Source organism: Microvirga sp. BSC39, assembly GCF_000739015.1.
In the GTDB taxonomy this organism is placed as follows: domain Bacteria; phylum Pseudomonadota; class Alphaproteobacteria; order Rhizobiales; family Beijerinckiaceae; genus Microvirga.
This window is the reverse complement of record NZ_JPUG01000077.1, coordinates 24758-37094: the sequence shown is the minus strand read 5'-3', so window position 1 is coordinate 37094 and position 12337 is coordinate 24758. Positions and strand designations below refer to the sequence as shown.

Here is a 12337-nt window from a genome sequence, read left to right as displayed (position 1 = left end):
ATCGGGTGATCCTGCTCCCCGCTTGAGGAGACCATGCGCGATGATGCTGAAGGCCGGAACGGTTCAGTTCCACCACAGGGCCAACGACAAGGCCTACAACATGTCGGTGGTGGAGCGCTTCACCCGGGAGGCCGCCGAGCGTCAGGTCAAGATCCTCGCCTTTCCCGAGATGTGTCTGACCGGCTACTGGCATGTGCGCAATCTCGGGCGCGATCAGCTCGAGGAGCTTGCCGAGCCTGTCCCCTCGGGCCCCTCCACGCAGGCGGTTTTGAGCCTCTCGGCCCGGTACGACATGGCCATCGGCGCCGGCCTGATCGAACGGGCCGACGACGGGCGGCTCTTCAACACCTATGTGGTCTGTCTGCCCGACGGACAGGTCCACCGCCACCGCAAGCTCCACGCCTTCGAGAGCGACGACATCGCGAGCGGCGACAGCTACACGGTGTTCGACACCCCTTGGGGCGTGAAGGTCGGCGTTCTGATCTGCTGGGACAACAACCTCGTCGAGAATGCCCGCGCCACGGCCCTGCTCGGCGCCGACATCGTCATGGCCCCGCACCAGACCGGCGGCTGCCATTCGCGCAGCCCCCAGGCCATGGGGTTGATCGACCCGGTTCTCTGGGAGAACCGGCAGAAAGATCCGGACGCCATCGAAGCGGAGTTCCGGGGTCCCAAGGGCCGCGAATGGCTTCTGCGCTGGCTGCCTGCCCGCGCCCATGACAACGGCTATTTCCTGCTGTTTGCCAACGGCGTCGGCGAGGACGACGGCGAGGTGCGCACGGGCAATGCCATGATCATCGACTGCTATGGGCGCATCGTCGCGGAAACCTGGAAAGCGGACGATGCCCTGGTCGTCGCGGATCTCGACCTCGACCTCCTGCCGCTCGCCACCGGCCGCCGCTGGATCCGCGGCCGCAGGCCCGATCTCTACGGGCTCCTCACGCAGCCGCAGGGCCATGAACTCGCGCCACGGCAGGCCCGGTTCTCGGAGGCTCCGGTGGTGAAGACTCAGAGATGATACGCTCGACGTCATGCCCGGGCTTGTCCCGGGTATCCACGTCTTCGTAGCGCTGTGGTTCAAAGACGTGGATGGCCGCAACAAGTGCGGCCATGACGACGGGTTGATGCTCAATCCCGGCAGAGCATCGACTTCGCGATGGCGAAGATCCGCTCCGTGCCGATGAGGTGCGCCGTGAAGCCGTTGGCGAAGAGCGGCTTGAACGCCGCATCGCAGGCGTTGAGGCCGCCCGCATAGGCGCCGAGCGCCGGCATCACGCAGCGGCTGCCGTCGGTGAGGAAGCAGCGCCGCCGCGTGGAGCGCCCGCGCATCACCACCTTGCCGACCGGATGGAGGTGGCCCGCGATCTCCGCCTGCTCCCCGGCCATGGGCTCATGGCGCAGGGTCAGTGATCCGAGCGCCATCTCCTCCACAACCTGCCCGCCGATGCTGTCCGGCAGGATGCGGTCATGGTTGCCCGTCACCCAGATCCAATCGCGGCCCTGCTGAACTTGCGTCAGCGTCGTGCGCTCCTCGGTCCCGAGGCGATCCGGCCCACCGATGTCATGGAAGCTGTCGCCGAGCGCGATCACGGTCTTCGGGTTGAAGCGGAACACCGCGTCGGAGAGTGCGAGCAGCGTCTCGCGCGTGTCGTAGGGCGGCAGCATCATGCCGCGCCGGGCGAAGGACGATCCCTTCTCGAAATGGAGATCGGCCACGAGCAGCGCATCGTGGGCCGGCAGGTACATTGCCCCCGTCAGGTCGAGCAGCGCCGGCTGACCTTTCAGCTCGATCTCGTGTGTTGTCTCTTTGTTCTTTCGCAATGCCGTCACGCCAAAGCCTCGTCGAGAAGCGCCGCTTCCGCCTCGGCCAGAATCTCGTCCGCATTGTCGCTATAGACGCGCTCGCGGCCGATCTCCAGCATGACGGACACGCTCAAAGGAGAAACCCGGTCGAGCGGCTTGTGGATGATTCGCCCCCGGATGCGCTCAAGCATCATGCCGAGGCGCCTCACGTCGAGGAGTCCCGTTGCCGCATCCGCCCTGGCGGCGCGCAACAGAACGTGATCGGGCTCGTGCTTGCGCAGCACGTCGTAGACGAGGTCGGTGGAGATCGTCACCTGCCGGCCCGTCTTCTTCTCTCCCGGGAACCGGCGCTCGATGAGGCCGGCGATCACCGCGCATTGCCGAAAGGTGCGCTTCATGAGGGAGGATTCCGCCAGCCAGTCCTCTAGGTCGTCGCCTAGCATGTCCTCGGAGAACAGTTCGTCCATGAAGCCGGGCTCGCGCCCTGCCCGACCGGCGATGTCGCCCGAGGCATAGACCGCGATGCCGTAATCGTTCGCCACGAAACCGAGAGGCTTGAGCTTGGCCCGCTCCAGGCGGCGGGTGAGCAGCATGCCGAGCGTCTGGTGCGCGAGCCTGCCCTCGAAGGGAAAGCAGGTCATGTAGAAGCGGTTGCCGCGCGGAAACGTCTCGACCAGAAGATCGCGCGGCCCCGGCACCACGGAGCGGCGGCGCTGCTGCAGCAGCCACTCGGTCATCTGCGGCGGCAGGCGGTCCCACTCGAACGGGTCGGCCAGGATTTCCCGCACACGCGCCGCAAGGAAAGTGGACAGCGGAAACTTGCCGCCCTCGTAGGACGGGATCATCGGATCGGTGCCGGCGCCGGCGCGGGTGGCCAGCACCTCGTCCTCGGAGATGCCCTCGAAGCGCAGCACCTCGCCGGAAAACAGGAACGTGTCGCCGGGCGTCAGCGTCTCGGCAAACGACTCCTCGATCTCACCGAGAATGCGCCCGCGCGGCAGCACGGTGCCGGGTCGCGAGCGCATGGACTTGCCGAGGCGCACCTTGATCATGGTGGATTCGACAATGGTGCCGACATTCAACCGGTATTGCTGCGCCACCCGCGCATCGCGCACGCGCCACAGGCCATCGTTGCCCCGCACGATCTTGGCGAAGCGCTCATAGGCACGAAGGGCGTAACCGCCCGTGGCCACGAAGGCGACGCAGGCTTCGAAATCCTCCCAGGTCAGCCCCGCATAAGGCGCGGCGGAGCGCACCTCCTCGTACAGCTCCGCAAGGTCGAAAGGCCCGGCGCAGGCCATGCCGAGAATGTGCTGGCACAGCACGTCGAGCGCCCCGATGCGCGCATCCGGCGTGTCCTGCGCGGCCTCGTGCACGGCATCGAGCGCAGCGCGGCATTCGAGGATCTCGAAGCGATTGGCCGGCACGAGATAGGCTTCCGACGGCTCGTCCATGCGGTGGTTGGAGCGGCCGATGCGCTGCATGATGCGGGACGCCCCTTTCGGCGCGCCCACATTCACCACGAGATCCACATCGCCCCAGTCGATGCCGAGATCGAGCGTCGCCGTGCAGACCACGGCCTTCAGTTTTCCCGCCGCCATCGCCTCCTCGACGCGACGACGTTGTGCGACGTCGAGGGAGCCGTGATGGAGCGCGATGGCGAGGTTGTCGTCGTTGAGCTTCCACAGTTCCTGGAATGTGTACTCCGCCTGCAGGCGCGTGTTGACGAAGACGAGCGTGGTCTTGTGCGTGCGGATGAGATCGTAGATCGACGGCATCGAGAGCGACGCCGTATGGCCGGCGAGAGGCAGTCGCTCGTCGAGATCGAGCATGCGGATGTCGGGCTGCGCGCCGCCCTGCACCACGACGAGATCGGCGAGAGCCTCTTCACCCTTCCCTTGAGGGGGAGGGTCGGAGCGCGTCAGCGCTCCGGGGCGGGGTGGCAGCGCGACAATTGCAGATGTGGAGTTTCCCACCCCCTCCCGCACCTCCGGTGCGACCTCCCCCCTCAAGGGGGAGGTATTCGCGGAGCGCTGCGGCGCCAGGTAGCGCCGCAGATCATCCGGCTCGCGCACCGTCGCCGACAGCCCCACGGCCGTCACTTGCGGGGCGATGGTCATCAGTCGGGCAAGCCCGAGCGACAGCAGGTCGCCGCGCTTCGAGGTGACCAGCGAGTGCAGCTCGTCCAGCACCACGCGGCGCAGATTTTGGAAAAACTCCTGCGCCTCCGCATGGGCCAGCAGCAGCGCCAGCTGCTCCGGCGTGGTGAGCAGGATGTCCGGCGGCCGCTCGATCTGCCGGGCGCGCTTGTGCGAGGGCGTATCGCCCGTGCGCGTCTCGATGCGAATGGGCAAGCCCATCTCGGCCACCGGAATCTCGAGGTTCCGCGCAACGTCCGTCGCCAGCGCCTTCAGGGGCGAGATGTAGAGGGTATGGAGGCCCCGCCTGTCCTTGGCCGTGCCTCGGCTCGGCCCCCGCTCGGCCAGTTCCACGAGACTCGGCAGGAACCCGGCCAGGGTCTTGCCCGCCCCCGTAGGCGCCACGAGCAGCACGGAGCGGCCCTGCCCAGCCTTGGCGAGCAGATCCAGCTGGTGCGCCCTCGGCTTCCAGCCGCGGCTCTTGAACCAGTCACGGAAGGTTTTGGGGAGAAGGGAGGCGGGACGCTGGGACATAGGAGGATAAAGATAAGCCTGCCGCAAAGGTTTCGCCATGGCCGGACAGTGCCGCTTTGTCATTCCCGGGAGGACGCGTCAGCGGAGGGGAAGGGAATCCACCCGCGCGCTCGGCGCCATGGATCCCCTTCCCTCGCCTGCGCTTGGCCTGAGGATGACAACCACGGCATCGCCTCAGAACATGTGAACGCCCTCATGTCCCGGCTTGCCATCCGGCCCGGGATCGCCTCAGCTCAACCCACGCCAACCACGACACAGAGAAGACGAAACGCCATGCCGCACGAGACCCAGTTCCAGAACGCCGTCGCCGTCGTCACCGGAGGCACTCAGGGAGTGGGCGAGGCCATCGCCCGCACGCTGGCCGAGCGGGGCGCCAAGGGCATCGTGATCTGCGGCCGCAACGAGGAGCGCGGGCATGCGGTGGCCCGCGAGATCTCCAACCAGGGCTGCCACACGGAATTCGTGCGGGCCGATCTGGAGAGCGTCGAGGAGGCGCGCCAGGTGACCGCGCGGGCGGACAGCGTCTTCGGGCGCATCGACGTGCTGGTGAACGCCGCCGGCATCACCGACCGGGGCACCATCTTCGACACCACGCCGGAGCTCTTCGACCGCATGTTCGCGGTGAACGTGCGCGCGCCGTTCTTCCTCATGCAGGAGGCCGCCACGATCATGCGGCGCGAGAAGATCGAGGGCGCGATGGTCAACATCCTGTCCATGTCGGCCCATGGCGGTCAGCCCTTCATCTCGGCCTATTGCGGCTCGAAAGGTGCGCTCGCGACGCTCACCAGGAACGCCGCCTTCAGCCTCATGCCGTGGCGCATCCGCGTGAACGGCCTCAACATCGGCTGGATGAACACGCCCGGCGAGGACCGGATCGTGCGTCTCTACCACGGCGCCCAGGACGGCTGGCTGGAGAAGGCCGAGAAGGAACAGCCCTTCGGCCGCCTGTTGGATCCGCGCGAGGTCGCCCGCGCGGTGGCGTTCCTCTCGTCACCTGAGTCCGGCATGATGACCGGCTCGATCATCGATTTCGACCAGTCGGTGCTGGGCTGCTACGAGAGCGCGCCGCATCCGTCGATGCCGGCGTAGTCGCTGGTCTGAAGCTCACCTGATTGAGATGGCCGGGACAAGCCCGGCCATGACGTCGTCATCGGCAGGATCAGCGCTGCATCACGCATAAAAACCCGGAAACCGGCACGCCGCGATCCTCGCGGGTCGACACCCGCTCGAAGATCACCACCGTGAAACCCGCCGCGTCCGCAAGCCCGCGCAAATAGGCCTCGCTGTGGGCATAGCGGGCATCCTCGCCGAGGATGAAGCCTTCGCCCACATGCGCCTGCACGGTGAAGGCGAAGAGCCCTTCGCGACCCAGGACCCGGTGGGCCTCCCGGAACGTGGCATCGAGCGCCGCCATGTAGACGAACACGTCGGCGGCCAGCACGAGGTCGGCCTCTGCCGTGGCGCGATTGGAGAGAAACGACACGAGTTCGCCCTCGTGCAGGGCATCGTAGAGCGTCGTCTTCTGCGCCTTCTCCAGCATGCCGGGGGAGAGATCGACACCCTCGATGGACAAGCATGCGCCATCGAGCGCCTGCGCCATCAGCCCCGTGCCGCAGCCGAGATCGAGGGTCGGGCCGAAGCGGGCCTCCCGGCCCCGCTCGGAGCAGGCGCGGCGAAGCGCATCGGCGATCAGCTCCGGGCCGCGATAAGCAAGGCTTCCGGTCAGGTGCCGGTCGAATTTCGGCGCGTAATCGTCGAAGAGCGCCCGCACATAGCCCTCCGTGATCGCCTCGTCGGGCGCGAGCGCGCCGAGCCGGGCGAGGTCGAGGCGCACGCCCAGCTCGTCGGCAGGCTCCAGGGCAAGAGCCCGGCGCAGGGCGTCCAAAGCCTCCTCCGGCACACCCATTTCGGCTAGGGACCGCCCCAGCATGGCATGGGCGGCCGCGAAGTCCGGCGCGAGCTCCAGCACCTGCCGGGCCAGATCGGCCGCGGCCTCGAAATCGCGCTCGTCGAAGGCGGCGCGGGCATATTCGTAGCGGCGGTCGGCGCGAAGATCGCCGGTGGATCGGACATTGGGGGCTGGCGGCATGGGCGTGTGGATGCGGGAGAGCGGAGAGGCTGTCAATAACGCGTTCCGCCTGACGCCGTCTCCTGCCATTACTGGTCATGAGGTGCGGGTGTCATCCCGAATGTCGAAGGCAAGCTGGGAATCGCGTGCAGGATGAGGCGCGTGAACCCTCCCCCCTCTGCGGGGGAGGGTGGCGAACGAAGTGAGCCGGGAGAGGGGCAGTCCGGCTGCGCACGGCCCCTCTCCCGACCTGCTGCGCAGGCCACCCTCTCCCGCAGGGGGGAGAGGGTAGGCGGGTGAGGGTGTGTTCTCATTTTGTTCTTGATTTTGGTCCTAAGCTGGGCTATAGCTATGGACATCCTCGCCCGACGAGGGGCGCGCTCGCGAGGCGTCGCAGATGCGGGGTGAGGAGCGGTCCCGCCGCAGGTCTCGCACGCCTGTGATCGCGGGTGGCCGATCCTGGCTTGATCCAGGTCCGCTGAAACAAACCGTGCGTGACGAGCAGTCTGGCTCTCACCTTCCACACCATACATCGAGCCGGGCTGCCCAACGCGCCACCCTCGACATCCCTTCAGGCTCGCAGCACCCGCTGCGGGCCCCAAGGTGCTGGTTCGGCGTTATCCAGTCTGACATCCCCCAACCGGACCCTATATTCTTAACCCATGGCGCTGCGTTCCACCGACATCCTCACCCAGACCCCGCAAGGGCTCTACTGCCCCCTCGGCGACTTCCACATCGATCCGGTCCGGCCCGTAAAACGGGCGCTGATCACCCATGGCCACTCGGATCATGCGCGTTCCGGCCACCAGTCGGTCATGGCGACCCGGGAGACCCTGCGCATCATGGGTGTGCGCTACGGCGAGGACTTTGCCGGCTCGACCCAGGAGGCCCCCTTGCGCGAGAGCCTCCGCGTCGGCGACGTCACCGTGCGGTTCACGCCGGCCGGCCATGTGCTGGGCTCGGCGCAGATTTCCATCGAGGCCGGCGGCACCCGCGTCGTGGTCTCGGGCGACTACAAGCGCGCCGAGGACCCGACCTGCCTTCCTTATGAGGTCGTGCCCTGCGACGTGTTCATTACCGAGGCGACCTTCGGCCTGCCCGTGTTCCGCCACCCCGATACGCGAGGCGAGGTGCGCAAGCTCCTCGACTCCGTGGCCCTGTTCCCCGAGCGCGCCCACATCGTCGGGGCCTATGCGTTGGGCAAGGCGCAGCGGGTCATGGCGCTCCTGCGCGAGGAGGGCTACGACCAGCCGATCTATCTTCACGGCGCCATGGAGCGCCTGACCGAACTCTACAAATCCGAGGGCATTCCCTTAGGCGAGACGCCGAAGGTCGTGGCCGCCGAGCGGTCCAAGCTAACTGGGGCCATCGTGATCTGCCCGCCCTCCTCCATCCAGGACCTGTGGTCCCGCCGCTTCCCCGATCCGGTCACGTGCTTCGCCTCCGGGTGGATGCGGGTGCGGGGGCGAGCCCGGCAGAAGGGCGTGGAGCTGCCGCTCGTGATCTCCGACCATTCCGACTGGGACGACCTCTGCCGCACAATTCAAGAGACCGGCGCCGGCGAGGTCTGGGTGACGCATGGGCAGGAGGATGCCCTGGTCCATTGGTGCACCACCCACGGCATCAGGGCGCGGCCCCTGCACATGCTGGGCTACGGCGACGAGGGCGAGGCGGAGGAGGCTGCCCACCCTCCCCTCGATGGGGAGGGTCGCGAGCAGGGCGAGCGGGGTGGGGTGGAAACACCAACCTCGGAAAGCGACGGCGCCAATCACCCCACCTCGGCTCTTCGAGCCGATCCTCCCCCTCAAGGGGAGGATATGCCATGAACCGGTTCGCCGCCCTCCTCGACCGCCTGGGCTACGAGCCGCGCCGCAACGCGAAGCTGCGGCTGCTCACGGACTACTTCCGCCATACGTCCGATCCCGATCGCGGCTATGCGCTCGCGGCCATGACGGGGGCGCTGATGTTCAAGGAGGCCAAGCCCGGCCTGATCCGTGGCCTCGTGGAGGAGCGGACCGATCCGGAGCTGTTCCGGATGTCCTATCACTATGTGGGCGACCTCGCCGAGACCGTGGCCCTGATCTGGCCTGCGCCGGGGCATGAGAGCGTTGCGCCGGCCTCCGACATCCCCGCCATCGGCCACAACAACCCGCCGCCCCACGTCCCGACCCTCACCGAGGTGATCGAAACGCTGGCGACCACCAGCAAGAGCGACCTGCCGGCCCGGGTCGCCGGGTGGATGGATGCGCTGGACGAGACCGGGCGCTGGGCGCTGATCAAGCTCATCACCCGGGAGCTGCGGGTCGGCGTCTCGGCGCGGCTCGCCAAGACCGCGGTGGCCCAACTCGGGCAGATCGAGCCCGACGAGGTCGAGCTGGTCTGGCACGGGCTGGAAGCCCCTTACGAGGATCTGTTTGCCTGGGTCGAGGGCCGGGGTCCCAAGCCCGAATCCGGCAACCCCGCGCCGTTCCGACCGTCCATGCTGTCTCATCCGCTGGAGGATGAGGACTTTGCGAAGCTCGAGGCGTCCGAGTTCCTCGCCGAGTGGAAGTGGGACGGGATCCGCCTCCAGGCCGCCTCAGGCCATGGCAGCGACGGGCGCCCGGTGCGCCGCATCTATTCCCGCACCGGCGAGGACGTGTCCCGCGCCTTTCCCGATCTCGTGGAGGCGCTCGACTTCGAGGGCGCCATCGACGGCGAACTGCTGATCGTGCGCGAGGGCCGGGTCCAGACCTTCAACGTGCTCCAGCAGCGCCTGAACCGAAAGGCCGTGACCCCGAAGCTGATCGCGGAATTTCCCGCGCATCTGCGTGTCTACGACATCCTGTTCGAGGGCGAGGAGGACCTGCGCGCCCTGCCCTTCGCCGAGCGGCGCCGGCGCCTGGAAGCCCTGGTCACCCGGCTCGACGACCCGCGCATCGATCTCTCGCCCATGGTGCCGTTCGAAACCTGGGAGGACCTCGCGGCCGCCCGCGCCGACCCCGCTTCCGTCGGGGCAGGTCCCGATGCGGATGCCATCGAGGGCTGCATGGTGAAGCGGGCGAACAGCCCCTACCTCCCCGGCCGTCCCAAGGGCTACTGGTACAAGTGGAAGCGCGACCCTTACCTCGTCGACGCCGTGATGATGTACGGCCAGCGCGGCCACGGGAAGCGCTCGTCGTTCTACTCCGATTACACTTTCGGGGTCTGGCGCGACGGTCCGGGCGGCGAGGAGCTGGTGCCGGTGGGCAAGGCCTATCACGGCTTCACCGACGAGGAGCTGGTGAAGCTCGACCGTTTTGTCCGCAACCACACGGTCAAACGCTTCGGCCCGGTCCGGGAGGTGGAATACGGCAAGGACAAGGGGCTCGTGCTGGAGGTGGCCTTCGAGGGGCTGCAGCGCTCGACCCGGCACAAGTCGGGCGTCGCCATGCGGTTTCCCCGCATCAACCGCATCCGCTGGGACAAGCCAGCGGCCGAGGCCGACCGGATCGAGACCCTGGAGAAGATCCTGGAGCGGGGCGAACAGGAGGTTCACCCGTTGAAGGATCAGGAGGCCTGACGATGCTGAACGTGGAAACCCTCTCGGAGGCGAGCGTGACCCAGCAGGTGAACGGCCGGCTCGTGGTCGAGACCGAAGGCCAGGGCTTCACCGAAATCACCGAGCCTCTGGCCCGCTGGGTGTTCGGCACCGGAGTCCTGAACGGCCTTCTGACGGTCTTCTGCCGCCACACCTCGGCATCGCTGCTCATCCAGGAGAACGCCGATCCGGATGTGCGCCGGGACCTGCTGACGGCCCTCGACCGTCTGGCGCCCCGCGAGGCCGGCTATGTCCATTCCATCGAAGGTCCGGACGACATGCCGGCCCATATCAGGTCCATGCTGTCCGGGGTGTCCTTGAGCATTCCCGTGGTGGAGGGCCAGATGGTGCTCGGCACCTGGCAGGGCGTCTATCTGGCCGAGCACCGGGACCGGCCGCACACCCGCGACCTGATCGTCCATCTCATCGGGGCGTAATCCACATGATTGCGTGTGACGCCTCCGAAGTTTCCCCTAGAATAGCCAGGAACAGCGTTTGCCGCCTTGCCATATCCTCAAGGATGCGGCTAAGGCACAGGGCAAGCGTCTCGTGGGAGTAGGCACACGTGCAAAGTCAGTCCACCACGATCATCATTGCCGATGACCATCCGCTGTTTCGCGGCGCGCTGAGGCAATCCGTTGCCTCCATCATGCCCCAGGCCCGGGTGATGGAAGCAAGCGGCATGGATGACCTGAACGCCGCCTTGTCCCAGGAACGCGACGTCGACCTGATCCTGCTCGACCTGACCATGCCGGGCGTCCAGGGCTTTTCCGGCCTGATGTCGCTGAGGGCGCAATACCCCGAGCTTCCGGTGGTGATCGTGTCCGCCACGGAAGAGCCCACCGTGATCCGCCGGGCCATGGATTTCGGGGCCTCCGGCTTCATCCCCAAATCCATCGACATCGACAGCATCGGCGGCGCCATCCAGGCGGTGCTCGCGGGCGATACCTGGACCCCGCCGGACGTGGATCTCTCGGCCGCCGAGGACGCGGAAACCGCCGACCTCGTGCGCCGTCTCGGCACCCTCACGCCGCAGCAGGTTCGCGTGCTCACCATGCTGTCCGAGGGCCTGCTCAACAAGCAGATCGCCTATGAACTCGGAGTCTCCGAGGCCACCGTGAAGGCCCACGTTTCCGCCATCCTCGACAAGCTCGGCGTCGACAGCCGCACCCAGGCAGTCATCGCCGCCTCCAAGATCGGCGTGACCCAGCGCCCCTCCCAGGCCGGAGCGGATTAAAGCCCCTCGATAAACGTATCGATCCGCGACAGCGCCTTCTCGGCGAGCGCGCTGTCGAAGCGGATGAACACGTGGGCGCCGCCCGGCCAGACCGCGAGCTCCGCCTTGCTGCCGGCCGCAACCCAGCGGGAGGCCATGAACAGCGTGTCGTCGAGGAGCAGGTCGCGGGTGCCCACAGAGAAGAGCGCGGGCGGCAGCCCTGTCAGATCGGCATAGAGCGGCGAGATGGCCGGATCGCGCCGGTCGAGATCCGGGCCGCAGAAATTGTCGGCGAAAAGCTTGACGCCAGGAGTGTTCAGGATGAGCGGCTCGTCGCCCCAGTTGGCGGCACTCGGGGTCAGGCTGACGTCGTAGCAGCCGGCGAAGAGGTTGGCGCCCCTGAACGGGCTGAGGCCGTGCTTGTCACGCAGGCGCAGCAGGGTCAGGGCCGACAGATGCGCACCGGCCGACTCGCCCCCGACGAACAGGCGCGAGGTGCCGAACCGGCTTTCCGCCTCGCGGATCAGCCAGAGGGCCGCCGCCTCGCAATCGTCGGGGCCGGCTGGAAACGGATGCTCAGGCGCAAGCCGGTACTCCACCGACACCACCGCAAGGCCGCACCGCTCCGCCAGCCGGTCGAGCCAGGGATCCTGCTCGTCGGCGGTGCCGATGGTCCATCCTCCGCCGTGAAGGTGGAGATAGGCGCCCCGCGGGTTCTCCGGGGCGATGATGCGCAATGGAATCGGGCCGCCCGGCCCGTCGATGGTGATCGTTTGAGCCCTGCTGCTCAGGGGCATGAGCGGGAATGGCCCGATGCCCTTGCGCCGGTTCTCCCGGATCAGGGCGGGAGGCGCCTCCCAGTAGCGGCCGAGCTTCGAGAGCTTGGCCACGATCTCGGCATTCTGGGCACGGATCTCCTCGCCGACGGCGGAGGGATCGAAGAGGGCGGGGTCGATCATGCGGAACTCGGGTTGGGTTGCGTTCATCGCCGGCCCCTGCGATGAAGCACACGCAAAGCT

The 12337-nt window shown here is 67.4% G+C and carries 10 protein-coding genes; 6 read left to right on the top strand and 4 right to left on the bottom strand.

All coding sequences use genetic code 11. From position 1 onward, the window contains the following. The first annotated feature begins 40 nt into the window (after window positions 1-40). A complete protein-coding gene (locus tag MA07_RS22435) occupies window positions 41-1018 on the top strand; it encodes a nitrilase family protein (RefSeq protein ID WP_036357177.1) in 978 nt (325 codons plus the stop codon). A 110-nt stretch (window positions 1019-1128) separates the two neighbouring features. On the opposite strand, the gene pdeM is transcribed toward MA07_RS22435, so the two are convergent. Together pdeM and MA07_RS22425 are read right to left on the bottom strand one after the other, a co-directional pair. After that, window positions 1129-1830 carry a ligase-associated DNA damage response endonuclease PdeM gene (gene pdeM / locus MA07_RS22430; RefSeq protein WP_052003436.1) on the bottom strand — a complete coding sequence of 234 codons (702 nt, stop codon included), beginning with the start codon at window positions 1828-1830 and terminating at the stop codon, window positions 1129-1131. Continuing rightward, window positions 1827-4475 carry a ligase-associated DNA damage response DEXH box helicase gene (locus tag MA07_RS22425; RefSeq protein WP_036357174.1) on the bottom strand — a complete coding sequence of 883 codons (2649 nt, stop codon included), beginning with the start codon at window positions 4473-4475 and terminating at the stop codon, window positions 1827-1829. The genes pdeM and MA07_RS22425 overlap by 4 nt, the downstream gene beginning before the upstream one ends. A gap of 273 nt (window positions 4476-4748) precedes the next feature. Here MA07_RS22425 and MA07_RS22420 point away from each other — a divergent pair, with 273 nt between their 5' ends. Next, a complete protein-coding gene (locus tag MA07_RS22420; RefSeq protein WP_036357171.1) occupies window positions 4749-5564 on the top strand; it encodes an SDR family oxidoreductase in 816 nt (271 codons plus the stop codon). Window positions 5565-5634: 70 nt separating this feature from the next. Here the strand turns inward: MA07_RS22420 and MA07_RS22415 are convergent, their stop codons facing one another. After that, window positions 5635-6600 carry a methyltransferase domain-containing protein gene (locus tag MA07_RS22415; RefSeq protein ID WP_244445333.1) on the bottom strand — a complete coding sequence of 322 codons (966 nt, stop codon included), beginning with the start codon at window positions 6598-6600 and terminating at the stop codon, window positions 5635-5637. 605 nt (window positions 6601-7205) lie between these two features. Here MA07_RS22415 and MA07_RS22410 point away from each other — a divergent pair. The 4 genes from MA07_RS22410 (at window position 7206) to MA07_RS22395 (ending at window position 11339) form a co-directional block, all read left to right on the top strand. Next, window positions 7206-8369 carry a ligase-associated DNA damage response exonuclease gene (locus MA07_RS22410; RefSeq protein ID WP_081929128.1) on the top strand — a complete coding sequence of 388 codons (1164 nt, stop codon included), beginning with the start codon at window positions 7206-7208 and terminating at the stop codon, window positions 8367-8369. Then, the gene (locus MA07_RS22405; protein WP_036357168.1) at window positions 8366-10084 is read left to right on the top strand and encodes a cisplatin damage response ATP-dependent DNA ligase; all 1719 of its coding nucleotides are present in this window, start codon (window positions 8366-8368) and stop codon (window positions 10082-10084) included. The genes MA07_RS22410 and MA07_RS22405 overlap by 4 nt, the downstream gene beginning before the upstream one ends. 2 nt (window positions 10085-10086) lie before the next feature. Further along, window positions 10087-10539 carry a secondary thiamine-phosphate synthase enzyme YjbQ gene (locus tag MA07_RS22400; protein WP_036357165.1) on the top strand — a complete coding sequence of 151 codons (453 nt, stop codon included), beginning with the start codon at window positions 10087-10089 and terminating at the stop codon, window positions 10537-10539. 128 nt (window positions 10540-10667) lie between these two features. Beyond that, window positions 10668-11339: a response regulator transcription factor gene (locus tag MA07_RS22395; RefSeq protein WP_036357161.1), complete on the top strand. Its 672-nt coding sequence runs from the start codon at window positions 10668-10670 to the stop codon at window positions 11337-11339. Here MA07_RS22395 and MA07_RS22390 read toward each other — a convergent pair. Continuing rightward, window positions 11336-12277, bottom strand: a complete 942-nt coding sequence (locus MA07_RS22390; RefSeq protein WP_036357842.1) for an alpha/beta hydrolase — start codon at window positions 12275-12277, stop codon at window positions 11336-11338. The two genes, MA07_RS22395 and MA07_RS22390, sit on opposite strands and share 4 nt — an antisense overlap. Window positions 12278-12337: the final 60 nt, after the last annotated feature.

Coding starts and splice junctions, on each gene's coding strand:
- MA07_RS22420 (WP_036357171.1), top strand. CDS start 4,749: ATGCCGCACGAGACCCAGTTCCAGAACGCCGTCGCCGTCGTCACCGGA.
- MA07_RS22390 (WP_036357842.1), bottom strand. CDS start 12,277: ATGATCGACCCCGCCCTCTTCGATCCCTCCGCCGTCGGCGAGGAGATC.
- MA07_RS22410 (WP_081929128.1), top strand. CDS start 7,206: ATGGCGCTGCGTTCCACCGACATCCTCACCCAGACCCCGCAAGGGCTC.
- MA07_RS22400 (WP_036357165.1), top strand. CDS start 10,087: ATGCTGAACGTGGAAACCCTCTCGGAGGCGAGCGTGACCCAGCAGGTG.
- MA07_RS22435 (WP_036357177.1), top strand. CDS start 41: ATGATGCTGAAGGCCGGAACGGTTCAGTTCCACCACAGGGCCAACGAC.
- MA07_RS22425 (WP_036357174.1), bottom strand. CDS start 4,475: ATGTCCCAGCGTCCCGCCTCCCTTCTCCCCAAAACCTTCCGTGACTGG.
- MA07_RS22405 (WP_036357168.1), top strand. CDS start 8,366: ATGAACCGGTTCGCCGCCCTCCTCGACCGCCTGGGCTACGAGCCGCGC.